Below are 18,857 nucleotides of genomic sequence, written 5' to 3'. Positions count from 1 at the left end.
AATAAGATATAAAAATGAGACACTATTCAGTTGTTATACCTGTATATAAAAGCACTAAAAGTTTAGAGACTATAGCGGAGAAATTTGCTATCCTGGAATCAAAGGAGAATTTTCGTTTTGAGTTAATTTTTGTAAATGACAGTCCTTGTTTTATTGATACACAAAGAACTCTTGAAAAAATCAGTAATAAGTTCAATAATGTATCGACGGTGACATTGAGGAGGAATCAAGGGCAGCAATTAGCTTTATTAGTAGGTATGAGTAGAGCTAGTGGAGAGTATGTTCTAACAATGGATGATGATCTTCAACATCCGGTTGAAGAAGTTCCAAAGTTGATAAGGGCAATGAAAGAAAATAAAGATACTGAAGCAATTTTTGCGGTGCCTTCCTTTAAAAACAAAAAACATAGTTTATGGCGGAATTTAGGAAGTTATATTGTAAATAAGATTGACAGGGTATTTCTCAATAAGCCAGAGGGATTGGTGAAATCTTCCTTTCGAATAATGACTAAAGAATTAGCACGAACAATTGTATTAAATTATAATGCAATGCCGGCTCTTTCTAGTTTGATTATAAGTTCAACAAATAATATAAAAAATATTCAGGTTGAACATAAAAATAGAGAATTTGGTACAAGTAATTATACGATTACCAAACTTGTTAACCTTACTTTGAATAACTTGATTCACTATTCCGCTTTACCACTTAAGTCTTTAGGCCTAATGGGAGCTTTAATTTTTGGCGCCTCTTTATTGTTCATATTAGTGATTATTGTTAGAAAAATTTTTATAGATATTAATTTTCCAGGATATGCTTCTACGGTATCCTTGATCAGTTTTTTTGGAGGATTGAATCTTTTCGCTTTAGGCCTAATAGGGGAATATTTAATAAGAATAATTAGAGAGCAACAAAAACCTAAGCTGGAGGACATGGTAAGAAATAACAAGGAAAAGCAAGATCCTAATTAGCTACCTGAAATCAGAATTTGGACAATTATCATAATACTCAAATATATGAGAGAAAAATATCGAAAAAAATTGCATTTTTTTGTAAAACTTTTTTTTTCTTTTATACTTATAATTTTTCTGATTTTTAGCTTAGACCTGGCAAAAATTTCCCTCCTGAAAATTGATGTTTTATTACCTCTTTTAATTTCAGTTTTCTTAGTTTCTATGGCAATTGCAGTAATGTCTTATAGGTGGAGGTTATTGCTATCTAAGTTATTTGAAATAGAGGTGTCTTTTTCAAAACTTTTTAGACTTTATTTAATTGCTTCTTTTTTCAATATCTTTCTTCCCGGTGCTATTGGTGGGGATGTGGTACGTATCCGGAGAATATCTAAAATTTCTAATATAAAAATAAAATCTGCTAGTTTGATAACTATTTCGGAAAGATTAAGTGGTATATATGGGTTGCTTCTACTTTTATCTTTTAGTTTGTTGTTTATGAATTTTCCTGAACAGATGAAATTGAGTAAATACTTTTCTATCTGGATACTTAGATTAACCCCGGTCCTTGTTCTAATTTGCCTTCCCATTTTTAAATGGATTCTTGATAAGAGCATAAATTCTACTTCTTATTTTTTTTTGGGGAAAATAATTGGGCTTTCTTTATTTGCTCAGATGGGAGATATTATAATTGCTTTCCTTTTTACCCAATATTTCGGATTGGAAGTTTCATTTTCAGCTTTTTTATTTATTATGCCCTTGGTTTATATGGCTACAGTTTTACCAATATCTTTAGGTGGACTTGGTGTTAGAGAAGGGGCGTTTTCTGGATTGTTGGTTTTGTACGGAGCAGATATTTCGATAGCAATAATTATTTCACTCCTTAATTATTTAGCGAAATTGTGTATTGGGATAGTCGGGTATTTCATTTATTTAAGGGAAAAATAATACAATAATAACCATGATAACATTTAATAAACCACATCTTACGGGAAAAGAAACACATTATATTTATGATGCTGTTAAGACGGGTAAACTCTCCGGAAACGGCAAATATACTAAAATGTGTCATGATTATTTCCAAAATACTTTTGGTTTTGGGAAATGCTTACTTACTACATCATGTACGGATGCTTTAGAAATGGCTGCTATACTTTTAGATATTAAAGAAGGGGATGAGGTGATCATGCCTTCCTATACTTTTGTATCTACTGCAAATGCCTTTGTGTTGCGGGGAGCAAAAATTATTTTCTGCGATAGCCGGAAAGATCATCCTGGGATAGATGAGGAAAAAATAGAGCAATTAATAACTTCAAAAACTCGGGTGATTGTACCAGTGCATTATGCGGGTGTGGCCTGTGATATGGATAAGATTATGGATCTTGCAGCCAAGTATGATCTCTTTGTAGTGGAGGATGCCGCCCAGGCTATTGATAGTTATTATACTGGACGGGATGGCATAAAAAGAGCTTTGGGTACTATAGGCCACTTAGCGGCATTTTCTTTCCATGAAACAAAGAACATAATCTCAGGAGAGGGAGGGATGCTGGTGGTAAATGATGATAGGTTTAAAGAGCGGTCTGAAATTATCTGGGAAAAAGGAACGAATCGGTCAGCTTTTTTTAGAGGAGAGGTAGATAAATATGGCTGGGTAGATATAGGAAGTTCTTTTTTGCCTTCTGAAATTATTGCTGCTTTTCTCTGGGCGCAGTTGGAAGAATTAGAAGAAATCCAGTTTAGGAGGATTGAAATATGGAATAAGTATTTTAATGAACTCCAATCCTGGGCTGAAATAAATAAATGTCATCTACCTTATATTCCTACATACGGATCTAACAATGCACATATGTTCTATATAGTATGTAAAAATGGAAAGCAAAGAAAATCATTGATTGATCATCTTAAAAAAAATAATATTCATGCGGTATTTCATTATTTAAGTTTACATAAAAGTGATTTCTATAGTAAGAATTGCCGGGATATAATTTTACCTAATTCAGATCATTTTTCTAATGTCTTGGTAAGATTACCATTTTTTTTGGCGTTGAATAATAATGATTTAGAGAACATTATTAAAAATATAAAACAAACTAAGTTTGAACTTATCTAAAATTTTTAATTCACGACTTTCCTGGATATTAAGTCTTATCCTATTGGTATTAGTCCTTTTTCAAGTTCTATGGTCCTTGAATAGAGGTATGATTTTCTCTGATGAAGCCTATTTCGTTTTGCGAACTATTCCTGGAATAGAGAAGATTGGAACAACTTATTGGAACATACTATATTCTCCCTTCATTCTGGACAATTATGTGCATACTAAGTATTTATTGATATTTTTTGCTGGAAGTAGTGCATATTTAATGGGGAACACTACTGCGTTATATTTAAACTTTTCCTTATCACCTAGATTGCTAGGAATTTGGTGCGTAATATCTCAATTCGCACTTTACTCCCCCTCTGGTATTACACCTAATCACACCTCCATTAATCTGCTAATATTTAATGGTTTAATCACATGTCTTAGTTTGTTCCTTTTTTATAAAAAGAATATTTTTCTTTTTATAGTTGGCTTCTTTTTTGCCTGTCTAACTTTTGTAATGATTACAAATAATATTTTTATAGTTCCTTTATTACTTTTTTTATTTTTAAACAATAAAGAGCAATTTTGGAAGCAGTTTATTTGGATTTGCTTGGGTGGAATGACCTTATTTTTATTTTATTTTATCTTCTTACAGAGCCCACAGGAATTTATTTCTGGTATTTTAAAGGCCATGGAAGCACTTAATTATGATAAAGATCATGGTTCTTCAGGACTTATAATTTGGCATAAAAAAATTTTAAGAGGAATATTAATTCCGTTAATTATAATTACAATTGCTTCAACAAAATTATCCCGTCCAAGTTGGGTTAAATATACCTTGTTTAGCGCAAGCTTACTTTTCTTGAGTTATACTATATATAATGGAATTATTCACAAATATACACTTTTCCCTATATTAAGTTTTTATTTTTTAGCAGGATTAATTATAGCTTATACTGTTAAGAATAAAATTACTATTAAAACTTATTATGCAATTTTATTACTGGTCCTACCCTATTTCGCCTCTTTTGGAACTGATGTAAATCTTTTTATCAAAGCTGTATTCTATTTTCCTTTCATTTTGGTAGGAAGTATTTACTTGGGCCTTCAATTAAACTCAAAAAAGGGGAAACTTCTGACATTAGGATTTATTGCAACAGTAATTATAGCAACCTTATCATTCTTTAGTTACCCCTATAGGCCGGCTTGGGAAGGCGGCTATAAAATGATTGAGCAGAATCACCCTTTTGAGTTTAAAGATGCCACGATTTATTTTGATAACGAACGTATTGAAAATTTAAGGGAAGCCTACCCTTATCTTAAGGGAGAGGAAAATGTTTTGGTGTCTACTCCAGATTTATGGGGGTATGTTTTGATTACAGGTGCTAAACCACCCTATTACCAATTTAAATTTAATGATTTTACCCTAAATTATATTGAAGATAACGATATATCGAAGGAAAGCTTATTGCTTCTTGAAGATAAGGAAAGACCTTTTAAAAAGGAAATGATGGAAAAGCTTACTGGTAATAAATTTATTTTAAGAAAAGTAGAATTATCGGAATTTACCATTTATAGGCTTGAAGACTCCAATAATTAGTAAGTAAAATATGACTTTAAGGAATCAAGCTCGTGCGGGAATGGTATGGACATTTGCCCAGCAATTTGGAAATCAAATTGTAGGGTTTGGAGTCTCACTGGTCTTGGCTAGGGTTTTAATGCCGGAAGAATTTGGATTGATAGGCATGATTGCCATATTTATCTCTGTGGGTCAAACTATGGTGCAATCCGGATTGACACAATCTCTCATCCGTGCTCAACATTTGGAAAATGCAGATTATTCCACAGTCTTTTATTTTAATCTAATTACCAGCCTTGTTATATACTTTTTGATTTATCAGGGAGCACCATATATAGCTGATTTTTATGATCAGCCTATCTTAATTTCACTGACAAGGCTTTATTGTATAGTGTTTATAATCAATGGATTTTCGGCCGTGCAACAGGCAAGGTTTACCAGGAATCTTAACTTTAAAATCCAAACGATTATAACATTGCCTGCTACCATAATTGGTGGAGGGATAGGAATAGCTTTGGCTTATCTGGATTATGGGGTTTGGAGTTTGGTATGGAGTCAAATTGTTATGAGTTTTGTTAGCGCTATATTATTTTGGATTTTCTCCTCCTGGCGACCAAATTTTTCTTTTAGTCTCAAACTCTTTAAAAAACATTTTAGTTTTGGTTTTAAGTTGGCGGCATCTGGCTTGTTGAATACTTTATTTAATAATGCATATTTGATAATTATAGGGAAATTCTTTGCACCTGCCCAAGTAGGATATTTCACCAGGGCGGAAACCATGAAGCAATTACCTATTAAAAACCTTTCTTCTGCCTTAAATAAGGTTACATACCCACTATTCTCGAAGATCCAGGAGGATGACGTGCGCTTAAAAGATGTCTATAGTCGTTTAATGAAACTTGTTTTATTTATTATTGCTCCTACTATGGTGTTGTTAAGCGTTATAGCCGAACCCTTATTTAGGTTTTTATTTACGGCGAAATGGTTGCCTGCAGTTCCCTACTTTCAAATTTTGTGCATTGTAGGAATTCTTTATCCGATAAATGCTTATAATTTAAATGTTTTAAAAGTTAAGGGTAGGAGTGATCTGTTTCTAAAACTGGAAATAATAAAAAAAATCATTATAACACTTGTTATAGTATCAACAATCCCCTTTGGGATTTATGCTCTCCTCTGGGGGCAGGTAATTATTGCATTGGCTGGCTTTTTCATTAATTCTCAATATACAGGCAGGTTCATTTCCTATTCTGCCATAGATCAAACAAAAGATCTTATTCCTATTTTAATTTTTGCAGGCTTGGCTGGGCTTAGCTGTTATATGGTTGATTTCTATTTGCTAAAGAATTTTAAGGATATTATAAGAATAATAGCTGGAATGCTGAACTTTGGAGTTATATATTTGCCGCTAAGCTATGCTTTCGAGAAAAAACTATATGAGCAACTTAGAATTTTAGTCTTTAATAAATGATCAATGTAACTAAAACCTTTTTCCCGCCTTTGAAGGAATACAGAAAACATCTTCGCCGTATATGGGGGAACGAATGGCTTACCAACAGAGGGGAACTGGTTCAGGAGTTGGAAATGAAATTAAAGAACAGGTTTAAAGTTCCTTATTTGACATTAACTACGAATGGAACATTACCCATTCAAATTGCTTTAAAGGTTCTGGCTAATGGTGGAGAGGTGATCACTACTCCTTTTAGTTATATAGCGACTACATCTGCTATAATTTGGGAAAATTGCACCCCCGTTTTCGTAGATATTGATCCTGATTATTTAACTATTGATGAGTCTACAATAGAGTCTGCTATTACTTCAAAGACTACCGCTATTTTGGCAACTCACGTTTTCGGAAATCCCTGCGCAATTGAATTAATAGAAAATATTGCTGAAAAACATAAACTTAAGGTAATATATGATGCTGCTCACTGTTTTGGAGTTGAATATGATGGTCAAAGTATTTTTAACTATGGAGATTTAAGTACCTGTAGCTTCCATGCTACCAAAATTTTTCATACTGGTGAAGGAGGTGCTTTTTTTACTCAAAATGCTAAGCTTCACGAGGAATTATTTTATGGTCATAATTTTGGTCATAAGGGTCCAGAAGAGTTTTATGGGGTTGGTATCAATGCCAAGATGAGTGAACTTCAGGCTGCGATGGGTTTAAGTGTGTTGCCCTATATGGAAGATATAATGGAAGCCAGAAGATATGTAGTGGAGTTCTATGACCGGAACCTGGACTTTTCCCGGATGCAGAGACTAAAGATCCGGGAGAAAACAGAATGGAATTATAGTTATTATCCGGTAATACTGGAATCGGAAGATGCTCTTCTTAGATCTCTTAAAAGGTTAAAAGATCGAAATATATATCCACGCAGATATTTCTATCCATCCTTGAATACAGTAGATTTTGCCGGAAAAATTAAAATGGAAATATCAGAAGATATTTCTTCAAGAATTTTATGCCTGCCTTTGTATAAAGGTTTGAAAGATACGGACCTTAAATTGATCGTAGACTGTATTTGATTATGAAGAAATTATTGTTATTAGGAGGACTTCGTTACTTACTCCCTGTAATTAAAGAAGCTAAAGAATTAGGTTATTATACAATTACCTGCGATTATCTACCCGAAAATATAGCACATCAATATTCTGACGAGTACCATAATATTAGTATTACAGACAGAATTGCTGTACTCAAATTGGCTCAGAAATTAGGAATAGACGGGATAATGTCGTTTGCGGTAGACCCTGGAGTACTTACGGCTGCTTATGTTGCCGAAAAGCTGGGATTACCGGGCTGTCCATTAAAATCTGTGGAGATTCTTCAAAATAAAGGTCTTTTCAGGTCTTTTCTTAAAGAATATGGTTTCAATGTCCCACTGGCAAAAACTTTCCATACTTATTCAGCCGCAGTTGATAATATCTCTAAATTTAATTTTCCACTAATCGTTAAGCCGGTTGATTCGGCGGGTAGTAAAGGAGTTTCGAAAGTAACTAGTATGAAGGAACTTGAATATGCTGTTAGATCAGCGATTCTCAATTCTGTTTCAAATACTTTTATTGTTGAAGAGTTTATTGAAGTTAAAGACTATGCTTCTGATTCTGACGGTTTTTCACTTAATGGTAATTTAGAAGTGGTGACCTTTTCAAATCAATATTTCAATGCTAATTCTGAAAACCCTTACACTCCTTCTGCTTATAGCTGGCCATCAAGTATGGAAACTAAAGACCAGGACTATCTCGAAAGGGAACTTCAAAGATTAATAAGTCTTCTTAATTTGGGGACTTCTCTTTTTAATATTGAGGTAAGGGTGGGACTTAATGGACTACCATACATAATGGAAGTGTCTCCCAGAGGTGGAGGAAATCGATTATCGGAAATGGTAAAAAATGCGTCTGGGCTAAACCTTATTCGTTATGCGATTCAAGGAGCGATGGGAGAACAGATTTCCATGAATGAAAAAGTGAATTATAAAGGAAATTGGTGCGAATTAATCCTTTACAGTAAGGATGAGGGTGAATTTGCTGGAATGGAAATTCATTCATCTCTAAACCCATACCTTAAAGAAAAGGATTTGTGGGTAGATATTGGGGATAGAATTTATCCATTTTCTTCAGCAAATTATGCTATTGGGACATTGATTTTTAATTTTGATACCACCGAACAAATTGAACATTTAATGGAGAATCGGGATAAATTAATTAAAATAAATCTTTCCTGAATAAGGGTTTAATGCAATGAGAAAATAGGTAATGAAGATTTAAATTAAGTTACAATGAAAGAAGATCTAATCAAATTGATCACAGAAATAAATTTGGAGTTCAACGGTGAATTAATTGAGGAAAGTATTGAAAAATATGTGAACAGACTCTTGGGAAATGCTGAAGTCATTTTACAGTATTCTCATGAGGACTTAGTTGGGTGCATAGCATTTTATGGCAACGATAAGAAGCGTAAAAAAGGTTTTATCTCTTTCATTGGTGTAAAAAAGTCATACAGGGATAGAGGATTGGGGAAAATCCTTTTAGACAGTTCTATAGCATACCTTAAAAATAATGATTTCAGGGAACTCGGTCTGGAGGTAATCAAAAACAATGAAAAGGCATTGAAATTTTACCATCAACGGGGATTTTCTTCTGTAGAAGACAGAGAGCAAAGAATCTTTATGATTAAGAAATTACTATGATTCCGAGAGTTAGTGTCATAATGATTACCTATAAACATGAAAAGTTTATAGGACAGGCTATAAATAGTGTGCTGGAACAACAAACAGATTTTAATTTTGAATTAATTATAGCTGATGATAATTCCCCTGATAAAACACATGAAGTTGTTAATAAGATCATTCGAGATCATCCCAGAGGTTCTCTCATAAAATATTTTAAGAATGAAATGAATCTGGGAGCTAATCGTAACTATATTAAAGCATATAATACTGGCTCGGGGAAATTTATAGCAGTTTGCGAAGGGGATGATTACTGGAATGACCCTTTTAAACTTAAAAAACAGGTTCAGTTTTTGGAGAGGAATCCAGAGTATATTCTTTGTTATCATGATGCAGTTTCTATAGATGTAAAAGGAAAGGTCTTGGGCAAATTCGCAAATGGAAATCCGCCAAAAGAATTGTCTCGGGAAGCTCTTATGAAGGGAAATCAGCCTTTACCTTTAACGCTGTGTTACAGGAGATTGGGTTTTATTCCAGTTGAAATAGAGAATATAACAAATGGGGATACCTTTTTAATTAGTGTTCTGGGGACTCAAGGAAAAGGAGGTTATGTAGAAGTTGAACCCGCCTGTTACCGGGTACATGAAGGTGGAGTCTGGAGCATGACCAGTAAACTAAAGAGGTTAGAATCAAAAATTATTTCATACCAGGTCATCAGGGATTATCATATTTCAAATAATAATCTTGAGATCGCTGAATATTATAGTAATAAGATTAAAATGGCACACAAAACTATTTTATTCTGTAATCTGAAGAATTACCATATTTTAAAAGGCTTGAAATATGCATTTTTTTACTTAAAACATCGGTCTTATAAATTATGATTACTTTTTCGATTATAATTCCTACGTACAATCACGGAGACAAAATTTCCCGCGCTGTCAATAGTTTGCTAAAGCAGAGTTTTGAGAACTGGGAGTTGATTATTGTGGATGATGGTTCTACTGACCATACTTCTGAAGTTGTTACGGAGTTTCAAAATGATCCGCGAATCCGGTACGTTTACCAGAAGAATTCCGGGGTTTCTATGGCCAGAAACAGGGGTATTGATTGCGCCCAAGGGGAGTATGTCTTATTTTTAGATAGTGATGATGAAGTTACTTCGAGGTGGTTAGAAGATTTTTACAAAATTATTAAGGATACTACTGAAGTAGGAATAGTCAGTTGTGGTATAAAACTTATAAAGGGCAAGGATAGACTACCCAGAATAAATAAAAATATAAGTAACTATAAATACCAAAATATTCCCGGCTCTTTTTTGCTACACCAGAAAGTAATTAAAGGAATAAAGGGTTATGATATTAATTTGAAGCACAGTGAAAATTGGGAGCTTATGGCCAGAGCTCTTGAATATAGTAAGGTTAATAAATTAAAAATATTATCTATAAACAAATGTAATTTAAAGTATAATCTTGAAGAGTTCCCCGAGAAAACTTATTTAAGAGATAGGGACAGGGCACATGCGGGGTTATATTTATATAAAAAATATTATTATAACGGAGTGTTACATTTTAACAAATACGCTTTTCTTAAGCAAGCAGCAATAAACTCTATAAGAATTAATAAAATTAAAAGGGGGAGGGTCATACTTAAAAAACTATTTTTGAAAAAACCGGGTTTTGACTCATTTTTGAGCCTTCTTATTAGCTATATTCCACCAATTCGCAGTTATAAATGGGAAAGAAAATCTTAAAGCTTAACAAGGTGTGAAAGTATTATTTGTAATCGATACCCTATATAATGCGGGAGCAGAAAAAAGCCTCTTGGAAATTTCAAAAAACTTTAAGGAGATAGTTCCTGTGTTCGTCCATATTTATTCCGAGAATGCTTTAAAAAATGATTTTCTTAAAAATAAAATCAAGGTACATTCTTTAAACCTCCCTGGCTCCTGGAATTTAAAATTGGCTCAGGAAAGATTAAAAAAAATATATGATCTTGAGCAACCGGACATAATACATGCTACACTTTTTCGCTCTGAAATTGTCACGAGAAGGTTAAAAAAGTACTATCCGCACATTCCCTTGGTTAATAGTTTTGTAAGTGATTCGTATTCTCAAGAAAAATTCGAAGAATATAATTTCCTTAGGAAATTTAAAGGAAGGCTAATTCAGTTATGGGACCGTAATACCGTTTCTAAAGTTGATTATTTCATCTCTAATTCTGAAACTATAAAATTCAGTATGTGCAAAGCACTAAATATACCCCCCAAAAAGGTGAAGGTAATCTATAGAGGCAGGGATGTAAAGAAATTAAGCCGGTTTTTTGATTCTGAAATATCAAATGCTATTATTGATGAATACAATTTACAGGGCAAAACAATATTGATCAATGTAGGTAGATTGATAAAAACAAAAGGTCAGGCCGATATCATAGAAATCATGCCACATCTTCTTAATTCCTTTCCTAATATTGTACTATTAGTAGCGGGAGAAGGAAATAGAAGAAGGGAATTGGAAGAAATGATACAGGAAAAAGGTCTAAAAGATAAAGTTTTCCTGTTGGGGAATAGGTCAGATGTACCTGAACTTCTCTCTCTTTCAGATGTGTTCATTTTTCCAACCTATCTTGAGGGACTCCCGGGAGCTTTAATAGAGGCTATGATCTCAAATACTGTTATATGTACTTCTAATATTCCGGTAAACTTAGAATGCATCGATGAAACATCTGCTGTTATTTTCGAAGTTGGCAACAGGAAGGATATGCTTGAAAAGATTTCTTTTGCCATATCCAATCTTCCAAGATTAGAAGAAAGGTCAGAAAAAGCCTTTAAAATTGCATCTGAAAAATTTAATATAGAATTGATCTCTCAGGTATATGAGGATTTTTATAGGACTGCTATAAAAACTAATATAGATCAAATGAAGGATAAGTAAAATGAGACAAAGCGGTAATAAAATAAAAGTAGGTTTACTTTTAAATAGCTTTCTTGTCCCTGCATGGACCTACGAAATGATAAGGCAGCTTAAAAATAGTGATTATGTAGAGATTGTGGTCTTGATTAAAAATGAAGCAAAAACCGGGACTCCTTCAAATAAACTGAAAGCCTTATTTGAAGATTCTAATAAGATACTTTATAAACTTTATAGAAAATTAGACAGAAAGATATTTAAAGTTTCACCCGATGCTTTTCAAAGAAAGAATATACAGGACAGTATTGGAGATGTGCCAGTAATCGCGACAACCCCAAGACAAACAAAATACAGTGACTATATTATAAAGGAGGATGTCGAAAAAATTAAAAAGTATAAGGTAGATGTTTTGGTCAGGCTAGGATTCAGAATTCTTAGAGGTGATATATTAACTGCTGCAAATTATGGTATCTGGTCATTTCATCATGGAGATAATAAGGTTAATAGAGGAGGACCCCCTGGTTTTTGGGAAGTAATGAATAATGAACCGGAGACCGGTGTAGTGCTTCAAATTCTTACTGAAGATTTGGATGGAGGCTTAAATTTATTTAAATCTTATTCTCTCACAGATAGGGTTAGTGTTAACCGAAATACCAATAACTATTACTGGAAGGCACTTTCTTTTTTGCCTGCAAAATTGAAAGAACTATGGTTGGTAGGTGGATCAGAGTTTTTTAAAAAAGCATCATATGAAAATGCGGAACTTCAATTTTACGATAAGCCCTTATATAAAGATCCGGGTAATTTTAAAATGCTAAAATTGATTTTTAGAAAAATTATTCGGGAAACGCGAATAAGATCAAAAGATATTTTCTGGTTTGATCAATGGATCTTACTATATAGATTTTCAACTAAGCCTGAACCTTCCACAGCATTTTATCAGTTTAAAAAAATTATTCCACCTAAAGATCGTATATGGGCAGATCCCTTTGTAGTTCAGAAAAATGGTAACTATTATATTTTTATAGAAGAGTTGTTCTTTTCTGAGAATAATGGTCATATTTCGGTACTCGAAATGGATTCAAAAGGAAACTATTCTCAGCCCAAAGTCGTATTGAAAAACGAACATCATCTTTCTTATCCTAATATTTTTGAAGTGGAAGATGAAATTTATATGATTCCTGAATGCAATGCTACCAAACGCATAGATCTATATAAATGTATAGATTTTCCATACCAATGGGAATTTGCTGATACCTTAATGGAAAATGTTCATGCTGTAGATTCAACAATTATCTATAAAGATAATTTATACTGGCTTTTTACCAATATTCGGCAAAATGCCGGAGCGTCATCTCATGATGAGTTGTTCCTATTTTCTTCTACTAACCTCTGTTCAAAGAACTGGAAAAGTCATCCTGCCAATCCTATAATATCTGATGTGAAACGAGCCAGGCCTGCTGGGAAAATTTTTGAATTTAATGAGAACCTCTACAGGCCTTCTCAAAATTGTTCTAAACATTACGGATATGGGCTTAACTTTAATAAAATTGAGATTTTAACTGAAGAGAATTATAAAGAAACAATTATTGATATGGTATTACCAGACTGGGATAATAACCTCAAAGGTGTACATACCTTTAATTTTGAAAATAAATTGACTTTTATAGACGGAATATACAGGCGAGCCAGGTTTTGGTAAATAAAATTTATAAGAGGTGAAGATATTACAGCTGGTTACAAAGAGGCAGTATAGAGGAGCAGAGGTTTTTGCTGCAAATTTGAGTGATGAATTAATTAAATTAGGCCATGAGATCATTTTTGCTGGACTCTATCTTAATGATTCAGAGGTGTTAAGAGTAGAAAAAGGCAAAAATATAGATCTTAGTAACGATAAGTCGCTCTTATCTTCTTTACAACTTATAAAGAACTTAGTTAAGCTTATAAATAGTGAAAAACCGGATGTTATTCAATGTAACGGATCCGATACCTTGAAATTTACGGTAGCCGCCTCTTTCTTTACGAGAAAAACTCATATAACCTACCGAAATATTAGTACAATTAGTAAATGGATTGACAGCTCTTTAAAACTTAATTTTTATAAAACCCTTTTTAAAAAAGTTGACCATGTAACCTCAGTAGGTTCTGAATCTATCCAAGACCTGATAGAAACGCTTGACTACCCGCAGGAACAAACCTCGGTTATTAGAAGAGGAATACCTGTTAAATCATTAAGCCCAGAAGATCTGTCTTATTTAAAAAGTGAATTAGGCTTTTTCTCAAACGAAAAAATTGTTATGCATATTGGGAATTTCAGTCCAGAGAAAAATCATAATTTTCTTCTGGATATCTTCTCTGATATTAAAAAGAGCTTTTCACATATAAAATTGGTATGTGTTGGAGAAGGTGAGACATATCAGGATATAAAAGAAAAAATAAAAAAAAGAAATCTGGAGGACACCATTAAACTATTGGGATTTCGAAAGGATATATCTGAATTATTAACTCAAGCTCATTGCTTGGTTTTAGCCAGCAAAATTGAAGGGGTTCCGGGAGTGATATTGGAAGCTGCCAGTCAAAAAGTACCTAGTGTGGCTACTAACGTTGGAGGGGTTTCTGAAGTTATAATTGATAATGAAACAGGTTTTATAATTGACGATTTTAATAAAAATGAATTTAAAATGCGAGTGATTTCTTTACTATCCGATGAAAAATTAAAAAATCGTATGGGAGAGAATGCTTTTAGATTAGTGGAGAGGGATTTCAATCCATTGAAAAATGCTCAGAAGTTTGAAACCCTGTATATACAATTAGTAAATAAAAATAATTAATCTAAACTCCATTTTATTTCAGAAAAAAATTTTATGCCACAAATTAAAGTCCTACATATTATAAAATCATTGGGTAGAGGAGGGGCCGAAATGTTATTGCCTGAAACTCTAGGTCTTCATTCTGAAAAGTTTGAATTTCATTATATTTACTTTCTTCCGTGGAAAAACCAGATGGTGAAGGAAATCGAAGGAAAGGGAGGAAAAGTTACCTGTATTCCTGCAAAAAATAATATTGAGCTGATTTTCAAGTATCCGGCGTTGATAGATTACTGTCAGAAGAACAATATCCAATTAATTCATGCTCATTTACCATGGTCTGGTTTTTTGGCCAGGCTTATATTTAAGAAGACGGGAATTCCTGTGGTTTATACAGAACATAATATACAGGAAAGATATCATAAAGTGACTAAGTTGTTAAATAAATTAAGCTTTAACTGGCAAAGCGCAGCTTTAGGGGTTTCGGCAGACGCTTCGAGATCTATAAATGAGAATATAAATCCTCATATTCCTGTTAAAACTCTATTAAATGGGGTAAATACCGATAAATTTAAACGGAACCCTAAAAAAGGTACCGAAATGAGAAAGCAATATAATATTCCTGCCGAGGCAGTGGTAATAGGAAATATTGCGGTTTTCCGTGAGCAAAAGAATCTTCCGGCCTGGTTAAAAGCTTTTAAAATAATTGTAGATCAAAACCCTGATGTATATGGTATTTTGGTGGGGGCAGGTCCCGAAGAATTGAAAATAAAAGCTCTCTCCAAAGATCATGGTCTGGAATCCAGACTTGTTTTCCCGGGATTGCAAACTGATACGGTTTCTTACTTTTCGGCTATGGATATTTTCATGATGAGTTCATCCTTTGAGGGCTTGCCTGTGGCTTTACTAGAAGCAATGAGTATGGAGTGTGCGATAGTCTCTACTGCTGCCGGTGGAGTAAAGGAAGTGGTTTTAGATGGTGAATCGGGAATGCTTTGCGAAGTAAATGACCATCAAAGGTTAGCTGAGCAATGTCTTAAGGTAATTAATGATCAGGCATTTTTAAAAAAACTTCAGAAAGCTGCCAGAACTAGGGTTATGGATAGCTTTAGTATGAGAAATATGGTTAACGAATTAGAATCGACTTATATTAGTGTTCTTGAAAAATGATAATAAGAGAAGCCAGTTCAAAAGATATTCCCGAGATAGTTAAGGTACTTAAAGCCAGTCTTGGAGAAAATGATCTGCCACTTTCTGAGGAGATCTGGAACTTTAAGCATGACGTGAACCCATTTGGAACTTCTCTTGTGCTGGTAGCAGAAGAGGATAAAAAAATTGTTGGAGTAAGGGCTTTTATGAGGTGGGAATGGAAGAAAGAGAAGCTCGTTTACCGTGCATTAAGGGCTGTTGATACTGCTACTCATCCCGAATACCAGGGGCGTGGTATTTTTAAGAAGTTGACATTAAAGGCCGTGGAGGTGGCGAAAGATCAAGGATATAATTTTATTTTTAATACGCCTAATGATCAAAGTAGACCAGGTTATCTTAAAATCGGATGGCAAATTGCTGGTAATGTAAATGTTGCTTTAAAACCCTCTTTTTCTTCTTTTCTTTCGAAAGGCAATCATTCTGGAAATTATGAAATAAATATTCACTCTGAAGAAAGTATTAACAAACTTTGTAGTAATTGGAATGATAAAATGGAGGGGGAAAGCAGGTTATTTACCCCTAAAAGCCGGGAGTTCTTGTGCTGGAGATATGAACGAAACCCTTTGCAAAAATATGAAGTCCTGGCAACAGAAGATTTTTATATAGCTTCATATATCAAAAAAAGAAGGAAAATTAGAGAGTTCCGTGTATCTGAATGTATTTACAGAAAAGATAAGGTAGTATCCTCTGGCCTGAATAAAGCCATAAAGAAACTGGCTCGAAAATTGGGGGCTCACATGATAAGTTTTGCCCCAGACATACTTCCATTAAAAGGCTTGATGTTAAAAGGAGGCTACGGCCCGATACTTACAGTACGCGAATTGAACCTCAAGGAAAGCGAATATTCCAGGTTATTAGAAATTGAGAACTGGAATAATAGTATAGGAGATTTAGAATTGTTTTAAAGATGATAGGAGTCTTTTTTTTATTCATTTTATATTTTATCCTGAACCAGGTCTTTTTTGGTGTTTATGAGAAATCCCATTCTTTTCTTGATAAAAAGAAATTAAATCTCCTGTATATTTACCATTGCTTTTTTTACGGAGTTTATACCTGGTATGCTTATAATAATCCGTCCGATTCACACGGTTATTATGAAGATTTAGTAAGGCATGATGGAGGAGGCTGGTTCAGCCTGTTCGGAACTGATACTACATTTATAAATTTTCTGGCATATCCATTTTTTCAACTAGGTTTTTCCTATGACATGTTAATGTTCAGTTTTGCCTGGTTGGGATACCTTGGTTTTTTTTACGCCTATCTTTTTTTTAAGGAAAAAATTCCTTTAGATATAAAGGTTTTTAAAAATATAGATTTATTTACACTTATTCTGTTCTTTCCCAATATGCATTTTTGGACTGCGTCGCTTGGCAAGGGGGCTCCTATCTTTCTTGGTTTAATGATGTTTACCTATGCTATTATACAGCCTAAAAAACGATTGTTCCTCCTCGTTCTAAGCTCTTTAATAATTTTTCACATTAGACCTCATGTTTTCATGTTCGTTGCAGTGGGAGCTGTATTAGGTAATATGAGTGGAAAGGAAAAGATTCCATTCTGGCAAAAGGCTTTAGTTTTTATAGGTTTAACAGGTGTTTTGATTTTAGTCCAGGATAAGATCCTGGGGGTGATGGGACTTCAGAATTCCGACAATTTAATCGAAGATTTTCAAGCTGTATCATCAAAGAATGCTGAAGATCTAAGTTCAGCCGGTTCAGGGGTGGATATGTCGTCATATCCTTTGCCTTTTAAACTTTTTACTTTCTGGTTTAGGCCTCTATTTATCGATGCACCAAACCTTTTAGGAATAATAACATCTGTAGAAAATCTAATTTATCTTTTGTTGTTTATTAAAATCTTGTCATTGAGGTTTATAAAATTTTTAAAGAAATCTCCGGCTTTGGTGAAGATGAGTTTTGTGATCTTTTTAATGGCCTCATTTGCCATGACGTTTGTAATGTCTAACCTTGGAATCATTATGCGACAAAAATCGATGGTGATGTATTTCCTCTTTTTTGTGATTTATTACTACCTGGCTCAAAAGAAGTATGATAAATTAATAAGGCTCAGAAGGTTAAAAAAGAAACTAAAAGAAAAACGGGAGCACCCAGAACTCATAACGGAATAATATGCAGAACGGTTATTTTGTAATTTCACTGGATTTTGAACTTCTATGGGGGGTATTTGACGTTATGGACTTTTCCAAAAAAAAAACATATTTCAGAAATACAAGGCAGGTTATTCCTGAAATTCTAAAATCCTTTCAAGAAAAAGAAATACATTCCACATGGGCGACCGTAGGAATGCTATTTAATGAAAACTGGGATGAATGGAAAAGCAATATACCTGAATCAATACCGGCTTATCATAATAAAGCTCTTTCAGCTTATAATTTTGGCATGAACCATTATAAAGACGGAATTGAAGAATTATGCTTCGCTCCTGAATTGATAAGACATATTTCTGAATTTCCGGGACAGGAAATAGGTACACATACCTATTCTCATTATTATTGTATGGAACCCGGACAGGACCAGGAAAATTTTAGAGCTGATATATCTACAGCTGTGAGTCTGGCCAGTAAATTTAATATACAACTCAAATCCCTTGTTTTTCCAAGAAATCAGATTTCTGAAGATTACTTAGAGATTTGTAGGGACCTGGGAATTGTTAATGTAAGGTCTAATCCTTATTCATGGTACTGGGAAGATGTAAGGTCAGATAGCATAGTTACAAGATTGGCGAGAACCGGTGATGCCTATATTCCTTTAGGGAAAAAAACATACAGGTTAAATGAATTAAAAGGCAAAAATGCGGAGCCAAATGAACAGATGGCTAGTAGATTTTTAAGGCCTTCAGAAGAAACCGATCTACTGCGCAAAATAAAGTTGAACAGAATTAAACGGGAAATGGAAACAGCAGCAAAGAAGAATGAAATTTACCATTTATGGTGGCATCCACATAATTTTGGGGATCATCCAGAAAGAAGTATGAGAGATCTGAACGAAATTCTTTCACATTTTCAAAGTTTGAGTAAGGAATATAACTTTCAGTCTCTTAATATGGCTGAATTAGGTGATATGATTCTTAAATAAAATTTAATTACAGTTACCTCCGTAAGTGTTTCTTTATATTTGCGGATTTTACATTAAATACCATT

At 33.7% G+C, this 18,857-nt stretch carries 17 protein-coding genes; all 17 read left to right on the top strand.

The genetic code is table 11. From position 1 onward, the window contains the following. Positions 1-14: 14 nt before the first annotated feature. The 17 genes from LU635_RS02195 to LU635_RS02115 all read left to right on the top strand — a co-directional run bounded on the left by LU635_RS02195 (position 15) and on the right by LU635_RS02115 (position 18,792). Positions 15-968, top strand: coding sequence for a glycosyltransferase (locus LU635_RS02195; RefSeq protein ID WP_240095738.1), 954 nt, complete (start codon positions 15-17; stop codon positions 966-968). A 45-nt stretch (positions 969-1,013) separates the two neighbouring features. Next, complete coding sequence (locus LU635_RS02190) at positions 1,014-1,895, top strand: lysylphosphatidylglycerol synthase transmembrane domain-containing protein (RefSeq protein ID WP_240095736.1); 882 nt, start codon at positions 1,014-1,016, stop codon at positions 1,893-1,895. Positions 1,896-1,908: 13 nt separating this feature from the next. Continuing rightward, a complete protein-coding gene (gene rffA, locus LU635_RS02185) occupies positions 1,909-3,057 on the top strand; it encodes a dTDP-4-amino-4,6-dideoxygalactose transaminase (RefSeq protein ID WP_240095734.1) in 1,149 nt (382 codons plus the stop codon). Between the two features lie 487 nt (positions 3,058-3,544). After that, complete coding sequence (locus LU635_RS02180) at positions 3,545-4,627, top strand: hypothetical protein (protein ID WP_240095732.1); 1,083 nt, start codon at positions 3,545-3,547, stop codon at positions 4,625-4,627. Positions 4,628-4,637: 10 nt separating this feature from the next. Beyond that, on the top strand, positions 4,638-6,074 hold the full coding sequence (locus LU635_RS02175) for a lipopolysaccharide biosynthesis protein (protein WP_240095730.1): 1,437 nt from the start codon (positions 4,638-4,640) through the stop codon (positions 6,072-6,074). Further along, positions 6,071-7,132 carry a DegT/DnrJ/EryC1/StrS family aminotransferase gene (locus LU635_RS02170; RefSeq protein WP_240095728.1) on the top strand — a complete coding sequence of 354 codons (1,062 nt, stop codon included), beginning with the start codon at positions 6,071-6,073 and terminating at the stop codon, positions 7,130-7,132. The genes LU635_RS02175 and LU635_RS02170 overlap by 4 nt, the downstream gene beginning before the upstream one ends. 2 nt (positions 7,133-7,134) lie before the next feature. Beyond that, positions 7,135-8,331, top strand: coding sequence for an ATP-grasp domain-containing protein (locus tag LU635_RS02165; protein ID WP_240095726.1), 1,197 nt, complete (start codon positions 7,135-7,137; stop codon positions 8,329-8,331). A gap of 54 nt (positions 8,332-8,385) precedes the next feature. After that, complete coding sequence (locus tag LU635_RS02160; RefSeq protein WP_240095724.1) at positions 8,386-8,796, top strand: GNAT family N-acetyltransferase; 411 nt, start codon at positions 8,386-8,388, stop codon at positions 8,794-8,796. Continuing rightward, positions 8,793-9,659: a glycosyltransferase gene (locus LU635_RS02155; protein WP_240095722.1), complete on the top strand. Its 867-nt coding sequence runs from the start codon at positions 8,793-8,795 to the stop codon at positions 9,657-9,659. The genes LU635_RS02160 and LU635_RS02155 overlap by 4 nt, the downstream gene beginning before the upstream one ends. Further along, on the top strand, positions 9,656-10,528 hold the full coding sequence (locus tag LU635_RS02150) for a glycosyltransferase family 2 protein (protein WP_240095720.1): 873 nt from the start codon (positions 9,656-9,658) through the stop codon (positions 10,526-10,528). The genes LU635_RS02155 and LU635_RS02150 overlap by 4 nt, the downstream gene beginning before the upstream one ends. A 13-nt stretch (positions 10,529-10,541) precedes the next feature. Beyond that, entirely contained in the window at positions 10,542-11,708 is a 1,167-nt protein-coding gene (locus tag LU635_RS02145) for a glycosyltransferase family 4 protein (protein ID WP_240095718.1), read from the top strand. 1 nt (position 11,709) lies between these two features. Beyond that, positions 11,710-13,386, top strand: coding sequence for a glucosamine inositolphosphorylceramide transferase family protein (locus LU635_RS02140; protein WP_240095716.1), 1,677 nt, complete (start codon positions 11,710-11,712; stop codon positions 13,384-13,386). Positions 13,387-13,402: 16 nt separating this feature from the next. Beyond that, on the top strand, positions 13,403-14,515 hold the full coding sequence (locus tag LU635_RS02135; RefSeq protein WP_240095714.1) for a glycosyltransferase family 4 protein: 1,113 nt from the start codon (positions 13,403-13,405) through the stop codon (positions 14,513-14,515). A gap of 33 nt (positions 14,516-14,548) precedes the next feature. Continuing rightward, a complete protein-coding gene (locus tag LU635_RS02130; RefSeq protein ID WP_240095712.1) occupies positions 14,549-15,661 on the top strand; it encodes a glycosyltransferase in 1,113 nt (370 codons plus the stop codon). Further along, a complete protein-coding gene (locus LU635_RS02125) occupies positions 15,658-16,605 on the top strand; it encodes a GNAT family N-acetyltransferase (protein ID WP_240095710.1) in 948 nt (315 codons plus the stop codon). The genes LU635_RS02130 and LU635_RS02125 overlap by 4 nt, the downstream gene beginning before the upstream one ends. Before the next feature lie 2 nt (positions 16,606-16,607). Continuing rightward, the gene (locus tag LU635_RS02120; RefSeq protein WP_240095708.1) at positions 16,608-17,825 is read left to right on the top strand and encodes a hypothetical protein; all 1,218 of its coding nucleotides are present in this window, start codon (positions 16,608-16,610) and stop codon (positions 17,823-17,825) included. A gap of 1 nt (position 17,826) precedes the next feature. Further along, positions 17,827-18,792 (top strand): polysaccharide deacetylase family protein, encoded by a 966-nt coding sequence (locus LU635_RS02115; RefSeq protein WP_240095706.1) that lies wholly within the window; start codon positions 17,827-17,829, stop codon positions 18,790-18,792. Positions 18,793-18,857: the final 65 nt, after the last annotated feature.

Origin of the sequence: Christiangramia crocea (assembly GCF_022410465.1) — a bacterium.
GTDB classification, from domain to species: Bacteria; Bacteroidota; Bacteroidia; order Flavobacteriales; family Flavobacteriaceae; genus Christiangramia; species Christiangramia crocea.
This window is presented reverse-complemented; position numbering and strand designations above follow the sequence as displayed.

Excerpts from the sequence above, each read along its gene's own strand:
- LU635_RS02115 (WP_240095706.1), top strand. The coding sequence starts at position 17,827 with ATGCAGAACGGTTATTTTGTAATTTCACTGGATTTTGAACTTCTATGG.
- LU635_RS02150 (WP_240095720.1), top strand. The coding sequence starts at position 9,656 with ATGATTACTTTTTCGATTATAATTCCTACGTACAATCACGGAGACAAA.
- LU635_RS02155 (WP_240095722.1), top strand. The coding sequence starts at position 8,793 with ATGATTCCGAGAGTTAGTGTCATAATGATTACCTATAAACATGAAAAG.
- LU635_RS02165 (WP_240095726.1), top strand. The coding sequence starts at position 7,135 with ATGAAGAAATTATTGTTATTAGGAGGACTTCGTTACTTACTCCCTGTA.
- LU635_RS02160 (WP_240095724.1), top strand. The coding sequence starts at position 8,386 with ATGAAAGAAGATCTAATCAAATTGATCACAGAAATAAATTTGGAGTTC.
- LU635_RS02130 (WP_240095712.1), top strand. The coding sequence starts at position 14,549 with ATGCCACAAATTAAAGTCCTACATATTATAAAATCATTGGGTAGAGGA.
- LU635_RS02120 (WP_240095708.1), top strand. The coding sequence starts at position 16,608 with ATGATAGGAGTCTTTTTTTTATTCATTTTATATTTTATCCTGAACCAG.
- LU635_RS02190 (WP_240095736.1), top strand. The coding sequence starts at position 1,014 with ATGAGAGAAAAATATCGAAAAAAATTGCATTTTTTTGTAAAACTTTTT.
- LU635_RS02175 (WP_240095730.1), top strand. The coding sequence starts at position 4,638 with ATGACTTTAAGGAATCAAGCTCGTGCGGGAATGGTATGGACATTTGCC.
- rffA (WP_240095734.1), top strand. The coding sequence starts at position 1,909 with ATGATAACATTTAATAAACCACATCTTACGGGAAAAGAAACACATTAT.
- LU635_RS02125 (WP_240095710.1), top strand. The coding sequence starts at position 15,658 with ATGATAATAAGAGAAGCCAGTTCAAAAGATATTCCCGAGATAGTTAAG.
- LU635_RS02140 (WP_240095716.1), top strand. The coding sequence starts at position 11,710 with ATGAGACAAAGCGGTAATAAAATAAAAGTAGGTTTACTTTTAAATAGC.
- LU635_RS02180 (WP_240095732.1), top strand. The coding sequence starts at position 3,545 with ATGATTACAAATAATATTTTTATAGTTCCTTTATTACTTTTTTTATTT.
- LU635_RS02195 (WP_240095738.1), top strand. The coding sequence starts at position 15 with ATGAGACACTATTCAGTTGTTATACCTGTATATAAAAGCACTAAAAGT.
- LU635_RS02170 (WP_240095728.1), top strand. The coding sequence starts at position 6,071 with ATGATCAATGTAACTAAAACCTTTTTCCCGCCTTTGAAGGAATACAGA.